The following is a 23,905-nucleotide window of genomic DNA, read 5'->3' as shown; positions in this document are numbered from 1 at the left end:
GGGCGACGAAACTCTGGTTTCGTCGCCCACAACTGCATTCTCGGCACGCCGCTTCTACCGATTCGGCAGGGTCTGTCAGTCGATGTAGTTGGTGGTGACCCAGTAGGCGAGGGCGTACGCGGCGGCGGCGAGGATCACGACGATGATCACTCCCCAGGCGTGGGCGAAGAGGTCGGTGAGAAAGAGCATCGAGAGTACGGCGACGAGCGCTGAGCCGAGGAAGCTGATCGTGAAGGGGGAGCGGGCGCCGGCCAGGCGGAGGAGGTAACCGCCGACGATGATCGCGAGGGCGAAGACGGCGATGAGGATGATCGCTCCCTTGTCGCCGAGCGATGAGGTGCCACGCGTCCACTGGCTCACGGTGCCGCTGAACCAGACGGCCAGAGCCATGAACGCGCCGACGATCGCGCCGATCATGACCGCCGCGGACAGGCCCGACGGGGTGCCGATGTTGATCCGCCGCTGGCTCGGTTCCTTGGGCTGCTTGGGTGCCTTGGGCGCCCTCGCTTCCTTCGCGGGCTTGGGCGGCTTCTGCGCCTTCTGCTTCTTCGCAGGCTTCTCGGGCGCTACGACTGGCGGTGCCGTCTTCTCCAGCACCTGAGTCTTCTCCGTGGAGGAGGTCTCGAGAGCAGCAGTCTCGACCGGTGCCTTCTCGACCCGAGCCTTCGGAGCCTGGGTCTTCTGGGGTTGAGTCTTCGAGGGCTGGGTCTTCTCGGGCTTGGCGTTCGCCGGCTTCGTGCCCCCACGCTTCTTCTTGAAACCGAACGACGGCGCGGCGAGCTTGTCGGCGGGGTCGTTGCTCATGACGGGCAGTTTCGCATGTGGCGGGTCCCACAATGAACTCTGGCTCGGAGATCTTTGCGATCTCTGAGCATCAACTCGAGCCGGGACCATGCGCTTGTCCGAACCCAGGTCCGGCTAGGCGCCACCTGACGTCTGTCCGGCCTGTTGCCTGACTCCGAATGTGCCCTGCGCACGTGAAAGTGCCTTTTGTACGCCTCTTTCGACGCACCTACGATGTTGTTACGAACCAATAGTGAGGTGGAAAGAGGTTAGACATGGCCGATGGTGATTGGGCCCGTACTCAGCGCGCGCGGGAATCCTCGGCGGAGGCGGTGCGGGCCTTCTCTCGGCCGACTCCGGTCTGCTCGTGAGCGCTACGGCTGGCGGCGATGTCCTGGTGATGGGCTGCCGCCCACGCTGCGAGCGCCATCACCGAGTCCAGCAGCGACCGTCCCAGAGCGGTGAGCTCGTACTCCACCCGCGGGGGAATCTCGGGGTAGGCGGTGCGCAGGAGCAGGCCGTCGCGCTCGAGGGCTTTGAGCGTCACAGTCAGCATCCGCTGCGAAATGCCCGGGATGCTCGCCTGGAGGTCGGAGTAGCGCAGCCGTGCATCGGCGAGAGTGCTGATCACCAGCACCGTCCACTTGTCGCCGATCCGGTCGAGAACCTCCCGGATGAGCCCGCTTTCCTCCGGCCAAGCCTGGCACGGCCCGCTGATCGTTCTCTCCGCCATTGCAACACCTCTCCAACCCGAATCTACCGCACCAGCGGTATGTAACGCACCCTCGTGAGTCGGCTGTGGCCGCGTCACGAAGGCGCATCCACCACCTTGAAAGGAACCAGCTATGTCATATCTGCTGCACATCGACTCCTCGTCGCTCGGCGAGGCGTCGGTTTCGCGTCAGGTCGCCCAGTCCTTCCGGCAGGCGTGGTCGGGCGAAGTCGTCCACCGCGACCTCGCCACGGCCCCGGTGCCTCACTTGAGTGGCGCGGGCATCACCGCCCGGGCCATCGAACGGGCCCGACACACTCCAGAGCAGGCCGAAGCGGCCAAGGTGCAGGACGAGCTCATCGAGGAGTTCCTCGGTGCAGGCGCCTACCTGTTCAGTGTGCCGATGTACAACCTGACGATGCCGTCGGTGTTCAAGGCGTGGCTCGACCAGATAGTCGTCGATGGCCGCACCTTCAGTCACACCGGACCGTCGCCGGCCGCGGGGCGCCCGGCAGTCCTGATCTCTGCCCGCGGCGGAGGGTACGGACCCGGTGCCCCCAGGGAGGGCTATGACTACGTCGTTCCCGTGCTGGAGGCGATCCTCGGCCATGACGACCTGCTCGGCCTGGACGTGACCACCGTGATCCCTGAGCTGACCATGGTCCCGCACGCCCCGGCACTCAAGTCGTTGCTGCCGATGCACGAGGCGTCGATGGCGCGCGCCCACGAGCGCGTACAGGAGCTCGCCACTGCCATCGCCGCAGCGTGACCGCAAATTCTCCCGTCTCCGGGATGCCGCGTCTCACCATGGAACTCAGGCGCGGGTGAGACGGATGACCGGGATCTCGCGGTCGGTCTTCTCCTCGTACGTCCCGAAGTTGGCGGCCGACTCGACGATCGCGGCCCACGCGCGGGCGCGTTCCTCGCCGTGCAACTGCTCGGCTACCACCGGGATGGTCTCGCCGCCGAGCTCGATGGTGACCCGGTCCGGGTTAGCGGCGAGGTTGTAGTACCACGCCGGGTTCCTCGGTCCGCCAGCTGCCGAGGCGACGATCAGCCAGGTGGCGTCGTCGCCCGGGAACCAGGCGAGCGGCGTCGAGCGGGGCTCGCCGCTCTTCTTGCCGATCGTGGTGAGCACGAGCAGGCGCATCCCCGCCGTGGTGCCGCTGCTCTTGCGGGCCCGGCTCATCATCAGCTTGTTGCCCAGCTTCAGGAGGAGGTTGGCCGAGGGCTGCTTGGCGCCGCGGGTGCCGTTGCGCGTGTCGAAGCTCATGGCGTCGACTTTACTGGGCAGGAAAACGGGATCAGGCTCGGAGATCTTGCGATCTCCGAGCCTGAGCTCGATGTCGGGTTGACAGGATTTGAACCTGCGGCCCCCTCGTCCCGAACGAGGTGCGCTACCAAGCTGCGCTACAACCCGAATGCTGCACCGAACAAACGGTCCAACGAGGAATGAGCATAGCCCAGAGACTCCCCTGAGCCGTAATCGGCCCCTACCGGCGAGACGCCCCGCGCGGAGTGAGCGTCAGGAGGGTCGCCTCGGGGCGGCAGGCGATGCGGATCCGGGTGTAGGGCGAGGTGCCGAGGCCGGCCGAGACGTGCAGCCAGGCCTGCCTTCCGCCGTGGGTGTGAGTGTGCAGGCCGCGTACCCGGGCGGGGTCGAGATCGCAGTTGGTCGCCAGGGCTCGTCCGCCCGGCAGGCAGATCTGACCACCGTGGGTGTGGCCGGCCAGGATCGCGTCGTAGCCGTCGGCGGTGAACTGGTCCAAGACCCGTAGATAGGGAGCGTGCGCGACCCCGAGGCGTACGTCCGCGGACGGGTCCGCGGGTCCGGCGACCGCGGACAGGTCGTCGAGGCGGAGGTGGGGGTCGTCGACGCCCGCGAAGGCGAGCTCGATGCCCTTGACGGTCAGCGATGAGCGCGTGTTGGTGAGATCCAGCCAGCCGGACTTGGTGAACGACGCGGACAGGTCACGCCAAGGCAGCTCGGGCACGTTCGTCTGCCGTTTGCCGTTGTCCGGCAGCAGGTAGCCGATCGGGTTGCGCAGTCGCGGCTCGTAGTAGTCGTTGGAGCCGTGCACGAAGACGCCAGGTACGTCGAGAAGCGTGCCGAGAGCGTTGACGATCGACGGCACCGCCCGCTGATGGGCCAGGTTGTCACCGGTGTCGATGACCAGGTCCGGCTTCAGGGACGCCAGCGACGCGATCCAGTCGAGCTTCTTGTGCTGCGACGGGACCACATGCATGTCGGAGAGGTGCAGCACCCGCAGCGGGTCCGCGCCCTCGGGGAGCACTGGCAGTCCGACGTGGCGCAGCGTGTACTGACGGGCCTCCCACAAGGCGTACGCCGTCATGGCCGCGCCGGTGGCGAGCCCGGTGCCGAGTGCTGTGCCGACTACTGGGCCGATTACTGAGGCGAGCCGCATGGCTCAACCCTGCCACAATGGGTTCCATGAGCACTCTGAAGGACCAGCTGAGGACCGACCTGACCTCCGCGATGAAGGCCCGTGACAAGGAGCGCGCCGGCACGCTCCGCATGGTCCTGGCCTCGATCACCGAGGCCGAGGTCGCCGGCAAGGAGGCCAAGGAGCTCACCGACGACGAGATCATCACGATCCTCACCCGCGAGGCCAAGAAGCGCCGCGAGGCCGCCACTGCCTTCGCCGACGGCGGTCGCGCCGAGCAGGCCGAGAAGGAGACCGCGGAGGCCGCGGTGATCACCGAGTACCTGCCCGCTCAGCTGAGCGCCGGGGAGATCTCCGACCTGGTCAGCAAGGCCATCGCCCAGACCGGTGCGGCTGACGAGGGGATGCGTGCCATGGGCAAGGTGATGGGCATCCTGACCCCGCAGACCAAGGGACGTGCCGATGGCGGCGCCGTGGCCGCGGAGGTGCGTAAGCAGCTCGCCTGACGACTGCCCGAGAACGACTGTGGCCCCACCGGATCGGTGGGGCCACAGTCGTTGCTGGGTTGGGCGTCAGCCGGTCGGCCACTCCCAGCCGAAGTCGGGCTCTTCCTCGACCGTGGCCGGTCTCTCTTCATCGCCGCGGCCGGGCTTCTTGTCCGGCTGCTTCTTCTTGTCGGGCTTGGGGTCGGGCTTCGGCTCCGGGCCCAGCGAGGTGTAGATCGTGACCGGCGATCCCTCGGCGGCCTCGCCGGACGGGGTGGTGAAGGCGACCAGACCGGGGTCGTACTCCGAGTACGCCTCCGGGCCGACCTGAACCTGGAAACCAGCGGCCCGCAGGACCTTCGTCGCCTTCTCGACGGTCATGCCGCCGGTCCAAGGGACGTCGACGGTGTTCCCCGCGATCACCTTGGGGTCGACCTCGTGGAAGTCCTCCCACTTGAGGTACTTGTCGATCACCTTCATCGCATCGCCCCACATCGGAGCAGCCTGCCCTGAACCAGAAGCCTCGCCGATGTAGGAGCCTCCGACGAGCTGCCCGTTGAGGGACTTCCAGGTGCCGTCGTAGTTCGCGCCGGCGATCATGGCGGCGGTGGCGAGCTTCGGGGTGTACCCCATGAACCAGACGGCGCGGTTCCCGTTGATCGTCCCGGTCTTTCCGGCGGCGGGCACGGCGAGCGCCTGGCTGCTCGCGAAACCGCCTTCGAGGAGGCCGCGCAGGATGTCGTTGACGGCATCGGCGGTGCCTTCGGCCATCACCTGCTTGCATGTGGGCTCGTACTTCTTGATCACCTTGTCGTTCGCGTCGAGGATCTCGTTGACCGGTACCGAGTCACAGTGCTTGCCGCGGGCGCCGAAGGTGGCGTATGCCTCCGCCATCTCGAGCGGGCTCACGCTGGTGACGCCGAGGGTGAAGGACGGCACTCGCTCGTCCTTGGGGTCGCTCAGTTGGACGCCCATCTTCTGGGCCATCTTGTAGGGGGCACAGAGGCCGGTGATCTGCTCCAGCTGGGCGTAGAAAGTGTTCACCGACTCGCGAGTTCCGGTGTAGGCGTCCTTCGACCCACTCGTGGTCGAGTTGCCGACCGGCCAGGTCCCGATACGGTTGCCGTCTCCAGGGCAGCCTGCGAACGACGACTCCTGGAGGACGATGTTCTCCGGCGAGTTGATCTGCTGCTTGAGCGGGAAACCCTGCTCGATCGCCGCCGTGAGCACGAACGGCTTGAACGTCGATCCGGCCTGGAACCCGGCGGAGTCGCCGTACTGCGTCGGCACCATGTAGTTCAGGTACGACTGGCCCTTCTTGCGCTTGTCACCCATCGGACGCGACTGGGCGAGCCCGCGCACCCGGCCAGTGCCGGGCTCAACCATCGCCAGCGCGCCGATCGCGTCGTCGGTCGCGTACACATGGTCCTCGACGGACTCCTGAGCAGCGTCCTGGAAGCGCTGGTCCAAGGTGGTCTTGATGGTCAGACCGCTGGACCTGATGAGTGCCAGCCGGTCGGCCTCCGTCTCGCCGAAAGAGGGGTCCTTGAGGAGCCAGTTGAGGACGTAGTCGCAGAAGAACTCCGCGGACGAGCCGAGGCAGCCGTTGCGCTGCTTCTGGACGTTCAGACCGAGGCTGGCGTCCTTCAGCTTCTCCGCCTCAGGGCGGGAGACGACCTTGAGCGCGGCCATCCGGTCGACGACGACGTTGCGACGGGCGATGGTGGCGTCGGGGTAGTTCGTCGGGTCGTAGCCGGTGGGGTTCTTCACCATCCCGGCGAGCATCGCCGACTGCTGCCAGTTGAGCTCGGAGGCGTTGACGTTGAAGTAGTGCTTGGCGGCCGCCTGGACGCCGTACGCGCCGTCGCCGAAGTAGGCCGCGTTGAGATAGCGCTCGAGGATCCAGTCCTTGGAGTGCTTCTCCTCCAGCGCGATCGCGTAGCGCAGCTCGCGGATCTTGCGGGCCGTCGACTTCTCGATGGCCGCCTTGCGCTCGGCCTCGGTCTTCGCGGAGTAGACCAGCGTCGTCTTCACCAGCTGCTGGGTGATCGAGGAACCACCCTGCACCGAGTCGCTGGCCTGGTTGGTGATCAGCGCGCGCAGCGTGCCCTTGAGGTCCATCGCGCCGTGCTGGTAGAAGCGGTAGTCCTCGATCGCCAGGAGCGCCTTCGTCATGTTGGACGAGATCTGGTCGAGAGGACGGTAGACGCGGTTCTGGTCGTAGAGCGTCGTGATCAGGTTGCCCTTGCGGTCGACGATCTTGGTCGTCTGGGACATGTCGTCGACCTCGAAGGCCTGCGGCAGCGAGTCCATCTTCTCGGCGGTCTCCTTGGCCGCGATCCCGGCCACACCGGCGAAGGGAATGGCGAGACCTGCGGCGACGACTCCGAGGACGGCTGCCACGCCGCACATGACGGCGAGATGCTTGAGCACGGTCTGCGGGCGCAGCGACGGCGAGGACATGCTGGTCATCGTAGGTGATTGCGGCTAATAGCACATGATTCGCAATCGGGGCCGGACAGGGAGCCAGAAACGGGTCCTAGGACCCCATCTAGTCATTTCGAACTACGTACTTTGGGCCAGAAGGGTGTGTCACTCGACCGGGTCGAGTCCTTAACCTTTAGTCCGCACGGGCGCCACGTCATCAATATGGGGAGGGCGAAGCGCTCCGATGAAGGGATGGCACACCATGTGGGTTGATGAATGGTCGCTACAGGCCGCCTGTCGTGAGAACGAGCCCGACGAGCTCTTCGTACGTGGAGCCGAGCAGAACAAGGCCAAGATGGTCTGCTCAGGCTGCGTCGTCCGCACCGAATGCCTCGCCGAGGCGCTCGACAACCAGATCGAGTGGGGTGTCTGGGGCGGCATGACCGAGCGCGAGCGTCGGGCGCTGCTCCGCCGCAGCCCGAACGCCTCCTGGCGCGCTGTCCTCGAGGCCGCGCGCACCCGTGCCTCTGTGGAGTGACCTCTCGTCCCCTACTCGAGTGAGTCGCTGAAAATCTTGGTCTGAGCCAGGACGTACGTTTCGTACGTTCTGGCTCGACTCATTCCCTGGCCAGCAGCCGACCGATCTCGCGGAGCCCGTCTAGATCGTGTACGTCACCGGGCAGCGCCGGCACGACGGCGGTCGGCACCTGGGGATGGGCGACCGCGAAGCGCTCGCGCAGTTGGCTCTGGCGCTCGACCAGGAGCGCGCGGTCGGCGTGGAGCCGCAGCAGCCCGGCGGTGAGCGGCGCGTCGGGGAGACGCTCCGAGGCGGCGCCGGCCGCGGCTGCGGTGAGCGAGGCGTCGTCGGGCAGGGTGGCCCGGTTGACGACCAGGCCCTGGAGTGGCATCCGGTCGCCGGAGAGCCGCTCGACGAAGTAGGCGGCCTCCCGGAGCGCGTCGGGCTCGGGGGCAGCGATGACGAGGAAGGCGGTCTCGTCGGCCTGAAGCAGTGCGTACGTCTCCTGGGCCCGTTGCCGGAACCCGCCGAAGACGGTGTCGAGCGCGGTCACGAAGGTCTGCAGGTCGGTGAGCATCTGCCCGCCGAGGACCTTCTTCAGCGCGTTGGTGACGATGTTGATCCCGGCCGACATCAGCCTGACCGGGCCCTTCGCCGGGGCCAGCATCAGGCGCAGGAAGCGCCCGTCGAGGAAGCTGGAGAGGCGCTCGGGGGCGTCGAGGAAGTCGAGGGCGCTGCGGCTCGGGGGCGTGTCGACGACGATCAGGTCGTAGTCGCCGTTGCCGCCGTTGTGGGCGAAGGCGTCGCGGTAGATCTGGCCGAGCTTCTCCATCGCCATGTATTCCTGCGTGCCCGCGAAGCTCGAGCTCAGCGCGATGTAGAACTGGTTGTTGAGGATCTGCTGCGCCTTCTCCGGGCTGGCCTGCGACTCGACCACCTCGTCGAAGGTGCGCTTCATGTCGAGCATCATCGCGTCGAGCCGGCCAGGGCCGATCCCGGGCACTTGGCGAGGCGTGTTGTCGAGCCGCTCGATGCCCATCGACTGGGCGAGGCGCCGCGCCGGATCGATCGTCAGCACCACCACCTTGCGTCCGCGCTCGGCTGCTCTGAGCGCGAGCGCCGCCGACGTGGTCGTCTTGCCCACGCCGCCGCTGCCGCAGCAGACGATGATGTGGGTGTCGCGGTCGTCGAGCAGCCGGTCGACCTCGAGGGCTTGGGTGTGGTCGGCGTGGGCGGCCAAGGGGCCGACGCGTGGGTGCGCGCTCATCGGGGTGTCCCTCTCGTCACTTCCGTCACACCGCTCAGGCAATTCCTGCACTTCTCTGGTGTTGCAATGCCCGAGAAGTGCAGGGATACCCGGTTAACCGGGGATTCCAACGTCATGCCAGCCCCTGATCCTTGAGCTCCGCCGCGAGCTCGTAGAGCCCGCCCATGTCGATCCCGCCGGCGATCCGGTTGAGCTCGTAGGTCGGGACCCCGAGGCCGGCGACGAGGTCACGCTGGGCGTCCTCGAGGGCTCGGCGCTCGGCGTACTCCTTCGCCTCGTCGGCGAGGGCGGAGATGAGGGCGGGGTCGGGTTCGACGCCGGCGCGCTTGAGGTCCTCGGCGATCAGCTCGTCGTCGAGGGTGCCGGCGAGCGCGGGGTCGAGGGCGGTGTCGGGGAGGTCGCGGGGGCGTACCTGATTGACGATGACGCCGCCGACCGGGAGCCCGGCGGAGCGCAGCTCGCTGATGCCGTCGGCGGTCTCCTGTACCGGCATCTCCTCGAGCAGCGTGACGAGGTGGACCGCGGTGCGCCGGGAGCGGAACAGGGTCATCATCGTGTCGGCCTGGTGCTTGATCGGGCCGACCTTGGCCAGACCCGCCACCGATTCAGAGACGTTCAGGAAGGACGTGATCCGGCCGGTCGGGGGAGCGTCGAGCACGACGGCGTCGTAGGTCCGGGCACCCTTGTTGCGGCTGTTGCGCTGGACGGCCTCGAAGAGCTTGCCGGTGAGGAGTACGTCCCTGACCCCGGGCGCGATCGTGGTCGCGAACTCGATCACGCCGAAGCGGTCGAGGGCGCGGCCGGCCGGGCCGAGCTTGTAGTACATCTTGAGGTATTCGAGGAGGGCTTCCTCCGGGGCGATGTGCAGGGCGTACACGTTGCCCGGCTCGGCGTCGGCACCGGATCGCGCCCGCAGCCGCAGACCGGTCGCGATGCGGGTCTCGGCATAGGGCAGCGGGTCGACGTCGAACATCCGCGCCACCCCCTGGCGGCCCTCGACCTCGCACAGCAGGACGTTCTGTCCGTGCGAGGCCAGCCCGAGCGCCAGGGCCGCAGCGAACGTCGACTTGCCCGTGCCGCCCTTGCCGGTCACCACATGCAGCTGCACGTGGGGCCAGTCGGAACTCATGCCGCCGCCTCCGTTGAGAGGAGCCAAGAGTACGGACGCGGCGGCCTGAGGCCGAATGCCGCTCGCTTGCGCTCGCTCATGGGAGTGACTTTAACGGGGTCGCGCCACTAGGGGGTGATGTTGAGGTTCTCGACGATCTTGGTGCCGAGCGCGGTGTCGCCGGTGATCTCGACCTTGGCGGGATCACCGGAGGCGCGGCCGCCGGTGAGGAGGACGTACGTCTCCCGGTCCGTGGAGAGGGTGACGGTGGGGGCGGTGACCGGGTCGGCCACGGGGACTCCCTTGCCCTCCTTGGTGACGGTGAAGGCGTAGGGAGAGTGGCCCTCGACCTCGACGATGACGGAGGTGCCGGGAGCGCCGCCGGCCTTCTTGGCGAGCACGAAACCGACACCTTCGAGGAGGTAGTCGGCCGTGTGGAGGGCGCCGGGGCTGTCCAGGTTGCCCGGGCGGCCGGTGGCGCGGCGGATGTCCTGCTCGTGCAGCCAGAGGTCGAGCGGCCGGTTGCGGAGCAGCTTGCCGGTCGTCCACCCGAGCGCACCGAAGATGCCGGACGCCGGCGCAGCGGGGTCCTCGGGCGGAGAGGCGAGCAGCTCGTCGTGACGTACGGCGGTGTAGCGGCGGATCTCGTCGATGATGCTCGCCGGGGAGGCGTCGCGACGGGTGATCACGCCGATCTCGGTGAACTGGCCCATCGGCGACTTGATGTGGGCGGACTCCGGCACGGGGGCGTCCTCGCGAGGCGCACCGGCGGTGAGGCCCTCGAGGTGAGCGACGTGGGAGGCGATCGCGCGTACGTCCCAGCCGGGGAGATCGGTCGGCTGGTCCCAGTCGGGCTCGGAGAGCTCCTCGAGGAGCGTGAGGAGGTCCTGGACGGAGGACCACCAGGTGTCGACGTACGTCTTCAGCTGCTCTGCGGGAGTCACGGACCTGACGATAGTGGGCCGGGTCCTCGGTTGGAAGGTCAAACCATGTCGCCGGAAAACCGGTCCGCGGGTCCGCGAAGTAGGGTGCCGATATGACCAAGTGGGAGTACCAGGTAGCGCCGATCCTCAACCACGCTGCGGCGCAGATTCTCAACAACTTCGGTGCCGATGGGTGGGAGCTCGTCTCCATCCTCGACAACGGCACCGGCAACTACGTCGGCTTCTTCAAGCGGGCGGTCTCCGAGTGAGCGGCCCCGAGGACGTCCTCGCCGAGCTCGGGCTGAGCGTGCCGGACGTCGTGCCGCCGGTGGCTGCCTACATCCCGGCGCTTCGAACCGGCGACTACATCTTCACCTCGGGGCAGCTGCCGATGAAGGACGGCGCGCTGCTGTCCACCGGCAAGCTCGGTGGCGAGGTCTCGCCCGAGGAGGGTGTGGCGGCCGCGCAGCAGTGCGCGCTCAACGCGCTCGCTGCGGTGAAGGCCGAGATCGGCGATCTGTCGCTGGTCAAGCGGGTCGTCAAGGTGACCTGCTTCGTCGCCTCCACTCCTGACTTCACCAGCCAGCCGGGCATCGCCAACGGTGCTTCCGAGCTGCTCGGCAAGGTCTTCGGTGACGCTGGACGCCATACCCGATCCGCCGTCGGCGTGTCCGTCCTCCCGCTCGACGCCCCCGTCGAGGTGGAGATCATCGTCGAGATCTGAGCCTGGTCTGAGGCTCGGATGGGGGTAGGGCGCTGGTGTGAGCGTCGCTACAGTGACGAACGTGCGTATCCCGATCCCTCCAGTCCGGCTTGGTGACGACATCGTGGCGTTGGCCGGGGAGTACGCCCAGGGCGTACGCACCCCGGTCGAGCCGCGCGACGCGGCGACGGTGTTGCTGCTGCGGCCGGGCTCCGATGCCGGATCCGCTGGCCCAGAGGTCTACCTGCTCCGTCGGCAGTTGACGATGGGTTTCGCCGCCGGGATGGCTGTCTTCCCCGGGGGCGGCGTGGACGTACGCGACGCCGAGCTGCCCGACTCCTGCTGGGCCGGGCCGTCCGCCGGTGAGTGGGCACGGCGGCTCGGGGTCGACGAGTCCCGCGCGCGAGCGCTGGTCGCCGCGGCGGTGCGGGAGACGTTCGAGGAGTCCGGGGTGCTGCTCGCGGGAGCCTCGGGCGATTCCGTCGTCGACGACGTCTCGGGCGACGACTGGGAGGCCGACCGGGCCGCCCTGGAGTCACGCTCGTTGTCGTTGACCGAGCTGCTGACCCGGCGCGGGCTGGTGCTGCGTACGGATCTGCTGGGGCCATGGGCCGCCTGGACGACGCCCGTCTTCGAGCCGAAGCGCTTCGCGACCTGGTTCTTCGTCGCGCGCCTCCCCGAGGGGCAGGTGACGCGCGACGTGTCCAGCGAGTCGTCCTCGGTGCTCTGGCTGAGCACCGCCGAGGCGGTCGCCCAGGTCGAGGCCGGCGAGCTGGCGATGATGCCGCCGACCTATCTCAACTGTCTCGAGGTCACCTCGTTCGGGTCCGAGGACGAGGTCCTCGCGGTCGCCGCGGAGCGTGTGCTGACGATGTTCACTCCCGCTGTGACCGAGGTCGACGGCGGGCACACGCTGTCGATGATGCCGCTGCACGCCGCCCTCGTCGCCGGAAGGAAACGCTCATGAACGAGTCCTGGTCAGGCGGGGCATTCGGCGAGCGCGGGCAGTGCATCCTCGCGCCCAACCCCGGGATCATGTCGCTCGACGGCACCAACACCTGGGTGCTGCGCGAGCCCGGCGCGCGCCGGTCGGTCGTGATCGACCCCGGACCTCTCGACGAGGGGCATCTCGATGCCGTCGCGGAGGCCGCCGGCGAGGTGGCGACGGTGCTGCTGACCCATCATCACTACGACCACTCCGAGGCGGCACGGGCCTTCGCGGAGCGGGTTGGAGCCGGCGTACGCGCTCTTGATCCTGAATACCGGCTCGGGACCGAGGGGCTCGGCGACGGTGACGTCATCGAGGTCGACGGTCTGGAGATCCGCGTCGTCGGAACTCCCGGACACACCTCGGACTCGCTGTCCTTCTGGCTACCCGCCGACGGGGCGGTGCTGACGGGCGACACCGTCCTCGGGCGTGGGACGACCGTGGTCGCCCACCCCGACGGCGAGCTGGGTGCCTATCTCGACTCGCTCGACCGCCTGCACGCCCTCGCCTCCGAGCACGGTGTCGGCAGCGTCTGGCCCGGTCACGGCCCGGTCATCGGGAACGCCCTCGGTGCGCTGGACTACTACATCGCCCACCGCCGCGAACGCCTCGGCCAGGTCGAGGAAGCTCTCTCCGGGCTCGGCACCACCCCTGCCGAGGCCGACCCGCGGGCGATCGTCGAGATCGTGTACGCCGATGTCGACCAGGTCCTCTGGGGTGCCGCCGAGCTCTCGGTGCGAGCGCAATTGGCTTACCTCGCTGAGCGCTGAGGCCTACTGTTCGGCTCATGGCGATCCTGTCCGGAGCCGAGCTCCTGCTTCCCGACCCACCCGCGTGGCGGGCCTGGCTGGAGGAGCACCATGCCGACACGCCCGCGGTCTGGCTGGTGCTGACCAAGAAGGGCGGCACGCTGACCACGCTGACCTGGCAGACCGCGCTTGACGAAGCGCTCTGCTTCGGCTGGATCGACGGTCAGGCCCGGCGGCGGGACGAGCAGTCGTCGTTCCAGCGGTTCACCCCGCGTGGGCCGAAGAGCCGCTGGTCGCTGAGGAACGTCGAGCACATCGACCGCCTCGAGCGCGACGGCCGGATGACCGCCGCCGGGCGGGCCGCTGTGGAGGCGGCGAAGGCGGATGGTCGGTGGGAGGCGGCGTACGCCGGTCCGGCCACCGCAGAGACTCCGCCCGACCTCCTCGCCGCGATTGCCGCGGTGCCCGAGGCCCAGGCGATGTACGACGTCCTCACCTCGCAGAACCGCTACGCCCTCTATCACCGCATCACCTCCCTGAAGACCGAGGCCGCGCGGGCGCGCAGGATCGAGGAGTACGTCGCCATGCTCGCCCGTCACGAGACGCTCCATCCACAGAAGCGCCGGCCGCAGTAACTCCGTTCGTGTGGGCGGCTGCCGCGGAGCTCTCGGTGCGCGCTCAGCTGGCCTTCCTCGCCGAACGGAAGTGACGCCGTCGTACGACAAACGGGGCGAGGACGAGGGCGAACAGGGCGATGATGAGGCCGATCATCGGCAGGCCCAGACTGCTGGACGGTTCGGGCCAGGTCGGGTCGGGGCGGATGACGGTGGTCCTGACCTCACCGGGTTCGATCAGCCGGTAGGCGATCGTCGCGCCCTTGGCGATCTGTCTGTGCATCGCGACGAGGCTCGAGCTGCCGTCGGGGGCCGCCGACCAGTACTGATCAAAGGAGGTGAGGTTGTCGTCGATCTCCTGCCAGAGGATCGGGTTCGCGCCGGCCCAGCCGACGAGCCGCGGGTATCCACTCGCAGTGGTCTTCAGTCCGGGTGAGCTCCCGTCCGCCGGTAGCACCTCGGTCCCGAAGGGCTGCTTGATGACCTGCAGCTCTGTTCCTCTGAAAGCCAGGCCGACGTACTGTCCCTCGTCGATCGGGGTCAACGGCTGGTTCTCGGGGTCCATCCCGGGTGCCTGCGTGATGACGTGGCTCTCGATGAGGCGAGCGATCGTGCCGTCGTCCGAGATGGCCCACTCGACCTCCCGGCTCAACCCGAGCTCCCTGTTCTGCTGATCGGCCTGGGCGGAGCTTTCATCCGTGAAGAGGAACCCGTCGCCCCCGAGCCCGATGCCGCCGGCCCGGGAGGTCTCGGTCTCGAAGGTAGCGTCACGCCAGCTCTGCATCTGCCAGCCCTGCCACAGCAGCCACTGTCCGTTGGTGGACCACTCGAGGTTGTGGACGTAGACCGCGGCGTCGTGCTGCGCGGAGACGTTCCAGCTGCGTACGTCCCCGGTGGTCAGGTCGGCAACCCTCACGCCGGCTGGACGCGGTGTGGTGTCGCTGTCGGTGGGATCGGCCCATGCCCAGGCGAGATGGCTGCCGTCCGGCGAGAGTGCGAGGGCGCTGTGTGACGGCTGGCCGCGCACCTCCTTGCCGACGAATCCAGGCAGGTCGAGCACGTGATAGCTGCCCGTGGCGGCATCAACCACGACCGGGACGCTGCCGTTCTCGTCGCCGCTGCTCCGGACGTACGCGACTGCCCCGACGCCGAGGTCGAGGTCGTCCTCCATGACGTCGGCGTGGGCGTAGGAGCCGAGCCCGTCGAGCTGGGCCAACCACTCCGGCGCGGTCTCGACCATCTTTGGGACGGCCAGGTCGCCGTTGCGCTCGGCCGGCTCGATATCGGACTGTCGGTCGGGGAGCCCGGTGAAGCCGACGATGATGAGAGTCACGGCCGCGATGACGGAGGCCGCCACGATCGCGACCGAGCGGCGATGGATGCGGCGACCGCGTGCGTACAGGCCGTCAGGGACCCGAAGAGCGGGTGTCGTGTCGGCGATGCGGGAGAGCTCGTCGCGAAGCTTCTGGTCATTCATTGATGAGCTCCTCGAGGTGCGGGGCGAGGGTGCGCAGCCGGTCGAGCGCCTTACGGCCGGCCGACTTCACGGTGCCGACGTGGAGCCCGAGCATGTCGGCGGTCTGGGCCTCGGTGAGGTCTTCGAAGTAGCGCAGCACCAGGATCGTGCGCTGTTTCAGCGTCAGCTGTGCAAGGGCCTGTTCCAGGCTGAGCCTGAGGTCTTTGTCGCCGGTCTCGGGCGCTGCGATGGTGGCCTCGTGCGTGTCCAGCGGGGTCTCCGCGAAGCGACGGCGGCGCCACCAGGAGATGTTCTGGGTGTAGAGGATCCGCCGGACGTACGGCTCGGGGTGTCCTTCGATGCGGTGCCAGGCCTTGGCCGCGGACAGGAGCGCCTGCTGGAGGAGGTCTTCGGCGAGGTGGGGGTCACCGGTCAGCAGGTACGCCGTGCGGGAGAGCGCTTGGGCGCGGGAGCGTACGAACTCGTCGAACTCCGCCTGACCCGAGTCTGATCCGAAAAGCATCTCGGCCTCCTTTCACCTGCTGTTACGCCAGGTGGGAGGAGGCCGGATGCCTGTTGGAAGGTAAAGAATCAGCGGGCGCGACGAGCCATGCGCTCGATGTCCATGATGACGACGCTGCGCGGCTCGAGGCGGAGCCAGCCGCGGCTGGCGAAGTCGGCCAGGGCCTTGTTGACCGTCTCGCGGGAGGCGCCGACGAGCTGGGCGAGCTCCTCCTGGGTGAGGTCGTGGTGGACGTGGACGCCGTCGTCGGCGGTGCGGCCGAAGCGGTCGGCGAGGTCGAGCAGGGCCTTCGCGACACGGCCGGGGACGTCGGAGAAGACGAGGTCCGCCACGACGTCGTTGGCCTTGCGGAGGCGGCCGGCCAGCTGGGCGAGCAGGCCGCGGGCGACGACCGGGCGGCCCTCGAGCCACTTGAGGAGGTCCTCGTGCGACAGGCTGGCGAAGGCGGAGTCGGTGACCGCGGTGACGGTGGCCGAGCGGGGGCCGGGGTCGAAGAGCGAGAGCTCACCGAACATCTGGCCGGGGCCCATGATGGCGAGCAGGTTCTCGCGGCCGTCGGACGAGGTGCGGCCGAGCTTCACCTTGCCGTCGATCACGACGTACAGCTTGTCGCCGGAGTCGCCCTCGTGAAAGAGCACCTCTCCGCGGCGGAGCTTCGACTCTGCCATCGAGGCGTGCAGGGCCGTCATCGACTCGTCGTCGAGTGCGCTGAAGAGCGGTGCCTGACGGAGTACGTCGTTGTCCATTGCGGCCATTCCTCCTGGATTTTCCCCACATCCGCGGGTATTACACCGGGAATCCTATCTGTGGAACGTCTCACAAGTGCACATCACCCACCGATAAGGGCAGAAAGTGCATGTGTTGAGCGGTGTTTGTGGTAGCCGAGCTCTAGGCCGGATCGGGATTGTCGGTGCGGCCGCGTAGCCTTGCTGCGTGCCTGCCCAGAAGTTTGCGACTGAGACGCGCCTGGGTCTGGTGCGTCGTGCCCGTCGGATCGACCGCATCCTCGGTGAGACCTACCCGGATGCCAAGGCCGAGCTCGACTTCACCAATCCGTTCGAATGCCTGGTCGTGACCGTGCTGAGCGCGCAGACCACGGACAAGCGGGTCAACCTGGCCTCACCGGCCCTTTTTGCGGCGTACCCGTCCGCGAAGGAGATGGCGGCGGCGCCCCGGGAGCACCTCGAGCAGCTCGTCGGACCACTCGGCTTCTTCCGTGCCAAGACCGAGGCGCTGCTGAAGCTGAGCGCCGTGCTGGTGGAGGAGTACGACGGCGAGGTTCCTGACCGTCTGGAGCAGCTGGTGAAGCTGCCCGGCGTCGGCCGCAAGACCGCCAACGTGGTGCTCGGCAACGCCTTCGGCAAGCCGGGGATCACCGTCGACACGCACTTCGGACGGCTCTCGCGGCGCTTCGGTTGGACGACCGAGAAGGACCCGGTCAAGGTCGAGCACGAGGTCGGCGCGCTCTTCGAGAAGCGGGACTGGACGATGCTGTCCCACCATGTGATCTGGCACGGGCGGCGGATCTGTCACGCGCAGAAGCCCGCGTGCGGTGCCTGTCCGGTGGCGCAGCTGTGCCCTGCGTACGGCGAGGGGCCGACCGACCCAGTCGCCGCGGCCAAGCTGGTCCGTACGGAGGGCCGCAACTGATGGTTCGTGCCCTGGGGAGACGAGCCCGGGTCGCGTCGGCAGCCGCCCTGCTGCTGGCCGCCCTGGCCGGTTGCGGCACCGACTCCTTGAGCGGGGGCGGCCAGTCCGGCGCGCCACTCGCCGACGAGCCGTCCTCCAAGGTCAACGTGGCCACTGCGGAGATGGTGGCGGCCAAGAAGGCGTCGAAGGTGGAGGCCTGCGAGGAAGGGTCCGCGAGCGACGGTGGCCTGCCGTCGATCGTGCTGCCTTGCCTCGGCGGTGGCGAGTCCGCCGACCTCGCCTCGTTCGAGGGACCGATGGTGATCAACCTCTTCCAGGGCTTCTGCGCGCCCTGCAAGGAAGAGATGCCGGCGCTGCAGAGCTTCTACGAGACCTACGGCGACGAGGTGCCGGTGATCGGCATCGACGTCATGGACACCGTCCCCGGGGTCGCGCTCGAGGAGGCGATCTCGCGAGGGGTGACCTTCCCGATGTACGCCGATCCAGGCGGTGAGCTGCAGGGCGGGCCGCTTACGGCGCGATCGGTGCCGGCGACGTACGTCCTGTCCACCTCCGGCGAGGTCGAGCTGCTGCAGATGGGTGGCATGACCAGTGCCTCCCAGGTGAAGGAGCTCGTCGAGAAGAAGCTGGGGATCGAGCTGTGAGCGAGCGTCAGGCGGCCAACGGAACGCGGCCGGACTGGTTCGACGAGATCGTCGAGGCGGCGCAGCAGATCCAGGGCGAGGACATCTCACAGTTCCTGCCGCCGGCCGATGGCAGCGCCCGCGAGTCGGCCGTGCTGATGCTCTTCGGCGAAGGTCCCTCTGGGCCCGACCTGTTGCTGACCGAGCGTTCGCACACGATGCGGTCGCACCCGGGCCAGGTCTCGTTCCCCGGCGGTCGGCTCGATCCGGGTGAGACAGCCGAGGAGGCGGCGCTCCGAGAGGCCTGGGAGGAGACCGGGCTCGACCCGACCGGTGTCGACGTCGTCGGCCGCCTTCCGGCACTGTGGATCCCGTTCTCCAATCACGCGGTGGTGCCGATCATCGCGTGGTGGCGGGAGCCGTCTCCGGTCACCACGCGCTCGGTAGAAGAGGTGCACGCCGTCTACCGGGTGCCGTTGTCGGATCTCATCGACCCTGCTCACCGGATCCAGGTCGGCGCGCCGGGCCGTAGCGGATGGCTGATGCCCGCGTTCTTGATCGGACCGGAGAAGGATGTCATCCTCTGGGGCTTCACAGGTGGAATCATCAGCCGTTTCTTCACCTATCTCGGGTGGATCACGGAGATTCCGGACGCCCCGATCAAGGAGTTGCCCGAATACATGTTCCAGGGACGCGAACGGAATCAGCCGTGAACTTTCTTGACTGGATCCTGATCATCCTCGTCGGGGCCTACGCGCTCTCGGGCTATTGGCAGGGCTTCATCACCGGCGCCTTCGCGACCGGCGGACTTCTGCTCGGTGGCTTCATCGGCATCTGGCTGGCACCGAAGGTGCTCGGCAGCGCGGCTCCGTCGTTGTGGGTCTCGCTCGGCGCTCTGTTCGTCGTGATCGCGTGTGCGTCCATCGGGCAGGCGGTGCTGCAATACGGCGGCGTACGCGTGCGGGACGAGATCACCTGGCAGCCGGCCCGGATCGTCGATGCGCTCGGCGGCTCGCTGCTCAGCGCGGCGGCCGTGCTGGTGGTCGCCTGGGCTCTCGGGGTCGCGGTCTCGGGGGCACAGATCAACGGGCTCACGCCCGCGGTGCGTGGGTCGGCGATCCTGGCCAAGGTCGACTCGATCATGCCGTCGCCTGCCGACCGTGCGCTGAGCGCGTTCAACGACGTCGTCGGCACCTCGTTCTTCCCGCGCTACCTGGAGCCGTTCGCCAGCGAGCGGATCGTCGAGGTCGGACCCGGACCGCGGCGGATGCTCACCGACCCCGATGTCGAACGCGCCGGCGAGTCGGTCCTCAAGATCCGCGGCGCCAACGAGTGCGGCAAGGGTGTCGAGGGCACCGGGTTCGTCATCGGCCGCGGCTACCTGATGACCAACGCCCACGTCGTCGCCGGCGTCGACGACCCCAACGTCATCGTCGGTGAAGGCGCCAACGATGCCAAGGTCGTCCACTACGACCCCGAGATCGACATCGCGGTCCTGAAGTTCGAGGGTGGCGGCAACCTCGAGCGCCTCGAGTTCGACCGCACCGCCGGCGCGGAGGACCCGATCGCCGTCCTGGGCTATCCGCAGGACGGCCCCTTCGACGTACAGCCCGGTCGTATCCGTGCCGAGCAGCGCCTCCGCTCGCCCGACATCTACGGCGTCGGCACCGTCATCCGAGACGTCTACTCCGTACGCAGCCTCATCCGCCCCGGCAACTCCGGAGGCCCCATCGTCGACTCCGAGGGCGACGTCGTCGGCGTCGTCTTCGCGGCCTCGGTCACCGACTCCGAGACCGGCTACGCCCTCACCACCGACCAGGTCATCGAGATCGCCCGCGAGGCTCGCTCCCAGACCGCTGCTGTCGACACCGGAGCCTGCGCCGGCTAATCCCTGCCGAGACGGTAGATGTGGCGGCCGAGTCGGTAGTTCCGGACGTCGAATTTGTAGTTGTGGGCGACGAAACTCGAGTTGCGTCGCCCACAACTACAGATTCGACGCGCCACAACTGCGGACTCGGCTGGTTGAGGACCGCGCGGTGTGGTCAGAAGCGGCGTGAGGAGTACGTCGGGGTGAGCGCGTCCTTGATCTCCCGGAGCCAGGCGTCGAGGCGATCGCCCGTGAAGTCTCCTCGGCGCACGATGATCACGATCCAGCCATGGTCGACCAGCCAGCCTCGTCGCTCCTCGTCGTAGATCCGCTGCTCCGGGTCGTCATGGTCTTCGCCGTCGTACTCGACGGCGACCTTGGCGAGGCGGTAAGCGAAGTCGAGGCGATAGGTCGGAATGCCTTCCACATCGACCCAGACCTGCGTCTCAGGGAGCGGTAGACCGGCGTCGCTGATTGCGAGCAACGTCCAGGACTCTCGCTGGGACTCGACGTGGCGATTGAGAAGCGGAACGAGCTCCCGAAGCTGGACGACACCGCGTCGGCCTTTGAAACGGGGAAGCTCTTGGTTGAGGGCAACTCGGGTGATGCCGTGCTCTTTGGCGAAGTCGTTGAGGGCGGCCATTGCCTCGCGGCGCTTCAGGTTGCACCCGAGATCGAGCGCGGTTCGCAAGGGGGTCGTGATCCTGACGCCGTTGATCGTCGTGATGTCCCGGTCGAGGAGGTCACGTGAGCGGCCGTCGACTCCTTCCAGGCGCGTCGGCGCGAAGCCACGACGTGCGCATGTTTCGACGGCCGGAATCTGGGTCTGCTCGCTGAGCGAGTAGGTGTTGATCCCATGGATCCATGCGGCGGTGCGATCGGACACGACGTGGTGTGGAGATACGACGCGGGAAACCGCTGCAGCTCTCGTCTCCGCGGTGTCCTCCACGTCGGAGGGAATGAAGACACCGCGGAAGGGTCTGAGGACCTCTCCGCGCTCGACGGCGACGCGGAGGTCGTACCTCTTGATGGAGAGCTCGTTGAGCTCGCTGGCGGTAAAGGGGCGCGCTGGCAGAGCCGAGGCAGCGCCGACAACTGACAGGTTCATGCGAGCCACTGTGCGCCCGTGGCGTACGAAATTCACTGCCGTTTCCGCCGGCTGTGGATAACTTCAGCCCGAAGGGCGCCTGTGGACAGTAAGTGGCCCGAACTCGTTCGCCAGAACTACCTATTCGTCCGCCACAACTACCGATTCGGCAGGTGGGTCAGCGCTGGCCCTTGAGAGCCCGGGGGATCTCCTTGCCTTGGGCGATGGCCCTTTCGGGGGCCTTGACCTTCTTCACCTTGAGTACGCCGATGAAGCCGAGCAGGGCGGCGAGGAGGACGTAGAAGCCGAAGACGATGAGGAACGACCAGTGCAGGCCGAGGCCGGCCCAGTGGATGAAGTAGGCCGCCGAGAAGGAGAGCATGATCACGGCGAGGACAAGCAGGAACGCGGTGGTGGCGAAGAGACCGACGCCGACGCCGGCGTTGGTCATCGAGACCTTGAGCTCCTGTTTGGCGAGCGTGATCTCCTTGTTGACGAGCTCGGAGATGTCACGGGTGGCGTCGACGACGAGCTTCCCGATCGTCGGGTCCTCGTCGCCCGGGGACTTCACGATGTCGACTGCCATGGGAACCCTTCGCTGAACGTGTGTTGGGGAGCGCCCACGACCTTACCGGTCCCGACCCTGATCATCCTCGAACACGTCCGGCACGCCGTCCTTGTTGGCGTCGAGAGTCTCGACCTGCTCGATGCGGCGGTAGACCCGGTTGCGGGCACGCAGCACCACCGTCGCCAAGGCGGCGGCCAGGACGGACCCGAAGAGCACGCCCACCTTCATGTGGTCATGGGCGCCGGGATCGGAGTGGAAAGCCAGCTCGCCGATCAGCAGCGACACGGTGAACCCGATGCCCGCCAGCATCGCCATCCCGATCACGTCCCACCAGGCGAGGTCGTCGTCGAGCGAGGCCTTGGTGAACCGGGCCAGCAGCCACGTCGAGCCGGAGATACCGATGGTCTTGCCGACGACCAGGCCGAGGATGATGCCGAGCGTGATCGGGTCGCGCATCGCGCTGGTCACCCCGTCCCAGCCACCGAGAGAAACGCCGGCGGCGAAGAAGGCGAAGATCGGCACCGCGACACCGGCGGAGATCGGTCGGACCAGGTGCTCGAAGTGCTCCGCGAGCCCGCGCTTGGCCTCGGGATTGCGGGCGATCACGGGCACGGTGAACCCGAGCAGCACCCCGGCGACGGTGGCGTGGACGCCGCTGGAGTGGACGAGGGCCCAGGCGATCAGGGCGAGCGGGAGGAGCAGCCAGGGGCTGCGTACGCGACGCTGCACCAGCACCGCGAAGAGCCCGATCGGGATGAGCGCCAGCAGCAGGTAGCCGATGTGCAGCTCCGAGGTGAAGAAGACCGCGATGATGGTGATGCCGAGGAGGTCGTCGACGACGGCGAGGGTCAGCAGGAACGTACGCAGCCCCGCCGGCAGATGCGTCGAGATCACCGCCAGGATCGCGACCGCGAATGCGATGTCGGTGGCCACCGGTGTCGCCCAGCCGGCCAGTGAACCGTCGCCGATCAGGTTGACGGCCACGTAGACCAGCGCCGGCGCGACCATGCCGCCGACCGCGGCCGCGATCGGCAGTGCGGCCCGCCGGGGGTCGCGGAGGTCGCCGGAGACGAACTCCCGCTTGAGCTCCAGGCCGGCGACGAAGAAGAAGATCGCGAGCAGACCGTCGGCCGCCCAGGCCCCGATGGTCAGGTCGAGATGCAGTGCTTCGGGCCCGACCCGGAAGTCGCGGACCGCCTCGTACGCCTCCTGCCACGGGCTGTTGGCCAGGATGACCGCGATGATCGCGGCGATGATGAGGAGTACGCCGCCGGTCGTCTCGGCTCGCAGGATCTCGGCCGTCCGCGAGGTCTCCAGCCAGGAGCCGCGGGTGAAGAGGCGGTTGCGGGTGTCGGTCACGGGTGGGCCTCCAGGGGCTCAGGGGTCGACGATGTCACGCCGACCAGACTTCCCGGCACACCTGATCTCGACCCTAGCAAGCACCGTTGTCAGAGACAGGAGGGTGCTCAACTTGGGGACGTTTCCGACCGGAAAGCGAGCACAAACGGAATCAAACACGAATAAATTTATCGAACAGAGAGTGAGTTGCTGCACAAATGCCCCGCCAGGCACCAGATTCCGTTGCATAGTGGATGAGCCCTCACCGAATGGTGGGGCCGCTCCGGTCGCGCCGAGGCCCGTCACAACCGGAGGAGAGTCGATCCGACCACGGTGGCGGGCACGGGGGAACCGAGCAGTACGCCGGGAGCCAGAGACAAGGCAGACCGGCTCGGGGTGAAGGCGTAGATGAGACCAGCGCCCGGGCAACAGCAGCCCGAATCCGACAGGTGAACCTTCGCAGGCGTCGCTGCAACAGGGGAACCTCGAATGACCGGATCGTGTGTCCGTGCGCTTTCGCGCGCCTGCAGAACGATGACCGTCGGCCTCGCGACCGCCCTTGTGGTCGGTCTCGCGCTCGCCGCCGCTCCCAACCAGTCCGCCACGGCAGCTTCCCCGCCGGGCGCAAGTGCCCAGACCAGCGCCAGCACGAGCGCTCAGGCGAGCACCCACACCACCAAGAAAAAGAAGAAGAAGTCGCGCGGGCTGCGAGCGCTGCGTCGCGTCAAGAGCCAGGCCGGCGACCCCTACTCCTACGGCGCCAACGGCCCCCACGCCTACGACTGCTCGGGCTTGACACAATGGGTCTACAAGAAGCTCGGCCGCAAGCTGCCGCACAGCTCGTCGGCCCAGGTCGGCCACACCTTCAAGGTCAAGAAGCCGCGCAAGGGCGACCTGGTCTTCTTCTACGGCAGCGGCGGTGTCTACCACGTCGGCATCTACGCCGGGAAGCGCGACGGCCGCCGCTGGGTCTGGCATGCGCCCGGGTCGGGTGAGGCCGTCACGAAGGACCCGATCTGGACCGACAGCCACTTCATCCGCCGGGTGAAGTACAAGAAGCACTAGACGTACGCAGCGGCCCGGCCACCCCGAGGGGCGACCGGGCCGCTGTG

General features: G+C 67.8%; 27 protein-coding genes and 1 tRNA gene. 13 read left to right on the top strand and 15 right to left on the bottom strand.

All coding sequences use genetic code 11. The annotated features are described in order from the left end of the window. Nucleotides 1-75 precede the first annotated feature (75 nt). Together ABZY89_RS19480 and ABZY89_RS19475 are read right to left on the bottom strand one after the other, a co-directional pair. The gene (locus ABZY89_RS19480; protein ID WP_355229836.1) at nucleotides 76-804 is read right to left on the bottom strand and encodes a hypothetical protein; all 729 of its coding nucleotides are present in this window, start codon (nucleotides 802-804) and stop codon (nucleotides 76-78) included. Between the two features lie 280 nt (nucleotides 805-1,084). Then, a complete protein-coding gene (locus ABZY89_RS19475) occupies nucleotides 1,085-1,516 on the bottom strand; it encodes a helix-turn-helix domain-containing protein (protein ID WP_355229834.1) in 432 nt (143 codons plus the stop codon). A gap of 112 nt (nucleotides 1,517-1,628) precedes the next feature. Between ABZY89_RS19475 and ABZY89_RS19470 the strand changes: the two genes are divergently transcribed. Beyond that, complete coding sequence (locus ABZY89_RS19470; protein ID WP_355229832.1) at nucleotides 1,629-2,264, top strand: NAD(P)H-dependent oxidoreductase; 636 nt, start codon at nucleotides 1,629-1,631, stop codon at nucleotides 2,262-2,264. 45 nt (nucleotides 2,265-2,309) lie between these two features. On the opposite strand, the gene ABZY89_RS19465 is transcribed toward ABZY89_RS19470, so the two are convergent. The 3 genes from ABZY89_RS19465 to ABZY89_RS19455 all read right to left on the bottom strand — a co-directional run bounded on the left by ABZY89_RS19465 (nucleotide 2,310) and on the right by ABZY89_RS19455 (nucleotide 3,921). Then, the gene (locus tag ABZY89_RS19465) at nucleotides 2,310-2,768 is read right to left on the bottom strand and encodes a nitroreductase family deazaflavin-dependent oxidoreductase (protein WP_355229830.1); all 459 of its coding nucleotides are present in this window, start codon (nucleotides 2,766-2,768) and stop codon (nucleotides 2,310-2,312) included. 73 nt (nucleotides 2,769-2,841) lie between these two features. Beyond that, nucleotides 2,842-2,915, bottom strand: a tRNA-Pro gene (locus tag ABZY89_RS19460). A gap of 73 nt (nucleotides 2,916-2,988) precedes the next feature. Next, nucleotides 2,989-3,921 carry a metallophosphoesterase gene (locus tag ABZY89_RS19455; protein ID WP_355229828.1) on the bottom strand — a complete coding sequence of 311 codons (933 nt, stop codon included), beginning with the start codon at nucleotides 3,919-3,921 and terminating at the stop codon, nucleotides 2,989-2,991. Between the two features lie 26 nt (nucleotides 3,922-3,947). Between ABZY89_RS19455 and ABZY89_RS19450 the strand changes: the two genes are divergently transcribed. Beyond that, nucleotides 3,948-4,406: a GatB/YqeY domain-containing protein gene (locus tag ABZY89_RS19450; RefSeq protein ID WP_355229826.1), complete on the top strand. Its 459-nt coding sequence runs from the start codon at nucleotides 3,948-3,950 to the stop codon at nucleotides 4,404-4,406. Between the two features lie 66 nt (nucleotides 4,407-4,472). On the opposite strand, the gene ABZY89_RS19445 is transcribed toward ABZY89_RS19450, so the two are convergent. Next, the gene (locus ABZY89_RS19445; RefSeq protein WP_355229824.1) at nucleotides 4,473-6,848 is read right to left on the bottom strand and encodes a penicillin-binding protein; all 2,376 of its coding nucleotides are present in this window, start codon (nucleotides 6,846-6,848) and stop codon (nucleotides 4,473-4,475) included. Between the two features lie 226 nt (nucleotides 6,849-7,074). Here ABZY89_RS19445 and ABZY89_RS19440 point away from each other — a divergent pair, with 226 nt between their 5' ends. Next, complete coding sequence (locus tag ABZY89_RS19440; protein ID WP_045548985.1) at nucleotides 7,075-7,350, top strand: WhiB family transcriptional regulator; 276 nt, start codon at nucleotides 7,075-7,077, stop codon at nucleotides 7,348-7,350. Between the two features lie 79 nt (nucleotides 7,351-7,429). Here the strand turns inward: ABZY89_RS19440 and ABZY89_RS19435 are convergent, their stop codons facing one another. The 3 genes from ABZY89_RS19435 to ABZY89_RS19425 form a co-directional block, all read right to left on the bottom strand. Further along, nucleotides 7,430-8,596, bottom strand: coding sequence for an ArsA family ATPase (locus ABZY89_RS19435; RefSeq protein ID WP_355229822.1), 1,167 nt, complete (start codon nucleotides 8,594-8,596; stop codon nucleotides 7,430-7,432). Between the two features lie 112 nt (nucleotides 8,597-8,708). Then, nucleotides 8,709-9,725, bottom strand: a complete 1,017-nt coding sequence (locus tag ABZY89_RS19430; protein WP_355229820.1) for an ArsA-related P-loop ATPase — start codon at nucleotides 9,723-9,725, stop codon at nucleotides 8,709-8,711. A gap of 107 nt (nucleotides 9,726-9,832) precedes the next feature. Next, nucleotides 9,833-10,648, bottom strand: a complete 816-nt coding sequence (locus ABZY89_RS19425) for a maleylpyruvate isomerase family mycothiol-dependent enzyme (RefSeq protein ID WP_355229818.1) — start codon at nucleotides 10,646-10,648, stop codon at nucleotides 9,833-9,835. A 92-nt stretch (nucleotides 10,649-10,740) separates the two neighbouring features. Here ABZY89_RS19425 and ABZY89_RS19420 point away from each other — a divergent pair, with 92 nt between their 5' ends. The 5 genes from ABZY89_RS19420 to ABZY89_RS19400 all read left to right on the top strand — a co-directional run bounded on the left by ABZY89_RS19420 (nucleotide 10,741) and on the right by ABZY89_RS19400 (nucleotide 13,702). Next, nucleotides 10,741-10,896 (top strand): DUF4177 domain-containing protein, encoded by a 156-nt coding sequence (locus tag ABZY89_RS19420; RefSeq protein ID WP_141791386.1) that lies wholly within the window; start codon nucleotides 10,741-10,743, stop codon nucleotides 10,894-10,896. Next, nucleotides 10,893-11,351, top strand: a complete 459-nt coding sequence (locus ABZY89_RS19415) for a RidA family protein (protein ID WP_355229816.1) — start codon at nucleotides 10,893-10,895, stop codon at nucleotides 11,349-11,351. The genes ABZY89_RS19420 and ABZY89_RS19415 overlap by 4 nt, the downstream gene beginning before the upstream one ends. Before the next feature lie 61 nt (nucleotides 11,352-11,412). Then, nucleotides 11,413-12,297: an NUDIX hydrolase gene (locus tag ABZY89_RS19410; protein ID WP_355229815.1), complete on the top strand. Its 885-nt coding sequence runs from the start codon at nucleotides 11,413-11,415 to the stop codon at nucleotides 12,295-12,297. Continuing rightward, nucleotides 12,294-13,088 (top strand): MBL fold metallo-hydrolase, encoded by a 795-nt coding sequence (locus ABZY89_RS19405; protein ID WP_355229813.1) that lies wholly within the window; start codon nucleotides 12,294-12,296, stop codon nucleotides 13,086-13,088. Before ABZY89_RS19410 ends, ABZY89_RS19405 begins: the two co-directional genes overlap by 4 nt. A gap of 17 nt (nucleotides 13,089-13,105) precedes the next feature. Beyond that, nucleotides 13,106-13,702, top strand: coding sequence for a YdeI/OmpD-associated family protein (locus tag ABZY89_RS19400; protein WP_355229812.1), 597 nt, complete (start codon nucleotides 13,106-13,108; stop codon nucleotides 13,700-13,702). 43 nt (nucleotides 13,703-13,745) lie between these two features. Here the strand turns inward: ABZY89_RS19400 and ABZY89_RS19395 are convergent, their stop codons facing one another. The 3 genes from ABZY89_RS19395 to ABZY89_RS19385 form a co-directional block, all read right to left on the bottom strand. Beyond that, entirely contained in the window at nucleotides 13,746-15,158 is a 1,413-nt protein-coding gene (locus tag ABZY89_RS19395; RefSeq protein WP_355229810.1) for a hypothetical protein, read from the bottom strand. Then, complete coding sequence (locus ABZY89_RS19390; RefSeq protein ID WP_355229808.1) at nucleotides 15,151-15,660, bottom strand: SigE family RNA polymerase sigma factor; 510 nt, start codon at nucleotides 15,658-15,660, stop codon at nucleotides 15,151-15,153. Before ABZY89_RS19390 ends, ABZY89_RS19395 begins: the two co-directional genes overlap by 8 nt. A 68-nt stretch (nucleotides 15,661-15,728) precedes the next feature. Continuing rightward, the gene (locus ABZY89_RS19385) at nucleotides 15,729-16,406 is read right to left on the bottom strand and encodes a Crp/Fnr family transcriptional regulator (RefSeq protein WP_008356269.1); all 678 of its coding nucleotides are present in this window, start codon (nucleotides 16,404-16,406) and stop codon (nucleotides 15,729-15,731) included. Nucleotides 16,407-16,593: 187 nt separating this feature from the next. Between ABZY89_RS19385 and nth the strand changes: the two genes are divergently transcribed. From nth to ABZY89_RS19365, 4 genes are read left to right on the top strand one after another with little or no spacing between them, the layout of a single operon-like run. Beyond that, the gene (gene nth / locus ABZY89_RS19380; protein WP_355229806.1) at nucleotides 16,594-17,310 is read left to right on the top strand and encodes an endonuclease III; all 717 of its coding nucleotides are present in this window, start codon (nucleotides 16,594-16,596) and stop codon (nucleotides 17,308-17,310) included. Further along, complete coding sequence (locus tag ABZY89_RS19375) at nucleotides 17,310-17,954, top strand: TlpA disulfide reductase family protein (RefSeq protein WP_355229805.1); 645 nt, start codon at nucleotides 17,310-17,312, stop codon at nucleotides 17,952-17,954. Before nth ends, ABZY89_RS19375 begins: the two co-directional genes overlap by 1 nt. Then, nucleotides 17,951-18,646, top strand: a complete 696-nt coding sequence (locus ABZY89_RS19370; protein WP_355229803.1) for a CoA pyrophosphatase — start codon at nucleotides 17,951-17,953, stop codon at nucleotides 18,644-18,646. Before ABZY89_RS19375 ends, ABZY89_RS19370 begins: the two co-directional genes overlap by 4 nt. After that, nucleotides 18,643-19,821 (top strand): MarP family serine protease, encoded by a 1,179-nt coding sequence (locus ABZY89_RS19365; RefSeq protein ID WP_355229801.1) that lies wholly within the window; start codon nucleotides 18,643-18,645, stop codon nucleotides 19,819-19,821. Before ABZY89_RS19370 ends, ABZY89_RS19365 begins: the two co-directional genes overlap by 4 nt. A 154-nt stretch (nucleotides 19,822-19,975) precedes the next feature. Here the strand turns inward: ABZY89_RS19365 and ABZY89_RS19360 are convergent, their stop codons facing one another. The 3 genes from ABZY89_RS19360 to nhaA form a co-directional block, all read right to left on the bottom strand. Beyond that, a complete protein-coding gene (locus ABZY89_RS19360) occupies nucleotides 19,976-20,908 on the bottom strand; it encodes a DUF559 domain-containing protein (RefSeq protein ID WP_355229799.1) in 933 nt (310 codons plus the stop codon). 157 nt (nucleotides 20,909-21,065) lie between these two features. Next, on the bottom strand, nucleotides 21,066-21,473 hold the full coding sequence (locus ABZY89_RS19355) for a phage holin family protein (protein WP_355229797.1): 408 nt from the start codon (nucleotides 21,471-21,473) through the stop codon (nucleotides 21,066-21,068). Between the two features lie 42 nt (nucleotides 21,474-21,515). Next, nucleotides 21,516-22,814: a Na+/H+ antiporter NhaA gene (gene nhaA / locus ABZY89_RS19350; RefSeq protein WP_355229795.1), complete on the bottom strand. Its 1,299-nt coding sequence runs from the start codon at nucleotides 22,812-22,814 to the stop codon at nucleotides 21,516-21,518. A gap of 513 nt (nucleotides 22,815-23,327) precedes the next feature. Between nhaA and ABZY89_RS19345 the strand changes: the two genes are divergently transcribed. Next, nucleotides 23,328-23,858 carry a C40 family peptidase gene (locus tag ABZY89_RS19345; protein ID WP_355229794.1) on the top strand — a complete coding sequence of 177 codons (531 nt, stop codon included), beginning with the start codon at nucleotides 23,328-23,330 and terminating at the stop codon, nucleotides 23,856-23,858. The last annotated feature ends 47 nt before the right edge of the window (nucleotides 23,859-23,905 follow it).

This window comes from Nocardioides sp. NPDC006303 (assembly GCF_040613175.1).
Classification (GTDB): domain Bacteria; phylum Actinomycetota; class Actinomycetes; order Propionibacteriales; family Nocardioidaceae; genus Nocardioides.
The sequence above is the reverse complement of the archived record's forward strand: the minus strand, read 5'-3'. Positions and strand labels throughout refer to the sequence as shown.

Coding starts and splice junctions, on each gene's coding strand:
- ABZY89_RS19480 (WP_355229836.1), bottom strand. CDS start 804: ATGAGCAACGACCCCGCCGACAAGCTCGCCGCGCCGTCGTTCGGTTTC.
- ABZY89_RS19475 (WP_355229834.1), bottom strand. CDS start 1,516: ATGGCGGAGAGAACGATCAGCGGGCCGTGCCAGGCTTGGCCGGAGGAA.
- ABZY89_RS19470 (WP_355229832.1), top strand. CDS start 1,629: ATGTCATATCTGCTGCACATCGACTCCTCGTCGCTCGGCGAGGCGTCG.
- ABZY89_RS19465 (WP_355229830.1), bottom strand. CDS start 2,768: ATGAGCTTCGACACGCGCAACGGCACCCGCGGCGCCAAGCAGCCCTCG.
- ABZY89_RS19455 (WP_355229828.1), bottom strand. CDS start 3,921: ATGCGGCTCGCCTCAGTAATCGGCCCAGTAGTCGGCACAGCACTCGGC.
- ABZY89_RS19450 (WP_355229826.1), top strand. CDS start 3,948: ATGAGCACTCTGAAGGACCAGCTGAGGACCGACCTGACCTCCGCGATG.
- ABZY89_RS19445 (WP_355229824.1), bottom strand. CDS start 6,848: ATGTCCTCGCCGTCGCTGCGCCCGCAGACCGTGCTCAAGCATCTCGCC.
- ABZY89_RS19440 (WP_045548985.1), top strand. CDS start 7,075: ATGTGGGTTGATGAATGGTCGCTACAGGCCGCCTGTCGTGAGAACGAG.
- ABZY89_RS19435 (WP_355229822.1), bottom strand. CDS start 8,596: ATGAGCGCGCACCCACGCGTCGGCCCCTTGGCCGCCCACGCCGACCAC.
- ABZY89_RS19430 (WP_355229820.1), bottom strand. CDS start 9,725: ATGAGTTCCGACTGGCCCCACGTGCAGCTGCATGTGGTGACCGGCAAG.
- ABZY89_RS19420 (WP_141791386.1), top strand. CDS start 10,741: ATGACCAAGTGGGAGTACCAGGTAGCGCCGATCCTCAACCACGCTGCG.
- ABZY89_RS19405 (WP_355229813.1), top strand. CDS start 12,294: ATGAACGAGTCCTGGTCAGGCGGGGCATTCGGCGAGCGCGGGCAGTGC.
- ABZY89_RS19400 (WP_355229812.1), top strand. CDS start 13,106: ATGGCGATCCTGTCCGGAGCCGAGCTCCTGCTTCCCGACCCACCCGCG.
- ABZY89_RS19395 (WP_355229810.1), bottom strand. CDS start 15,158: ATGAATGACCAGAAGCTTCGCGACGAGCTCTCCCGCATCGCCGACACG.
- ABZY89_RS19390 (WP_355229808.1), bottom strand. CDS start 15,660: ATGCTTTTCGGATCAGACTCGGGTCAGGCGGAGTTCGACGAGTTCGTA.
- ABZY89_RS19385 (WP_008356269.1), bottom strand. CDS start 16,406: ATGGACAACGACGTACTCCGTCAGGCACCGCTCTTCAGCGCACTCGAC.
- ABZY89_RS19375 (WP_355229805.1), top strand. CDS start 17,310: ATGGTTCGTGCCCTGGGGAGACGAGCCCGGGTCGCGTCGGCAGCCGCC.
- ABZY89_RS19360 (WP_355229799.1), bottom strand. CDS start 20,908: ATGAACCTGTCAGTTGTCGGCGCTGCCTCGGCTCTGCCAGCGCGCCCC.
- ABZY89_RS19355 (WP_355229797.1), bottom strand. CDS start 21,473: ATGGCAGTCGACATCGTGAAGTCCCCGGGCGACGAGGACCCGACGATC.
- ABZY89_RS19345 (WP_355229794.1), top strand. CDS start 23,328: ATGACCGTCGGCCTCGCGACCGCCCTTGTGGTCGGTCTCGCGCTCGCC.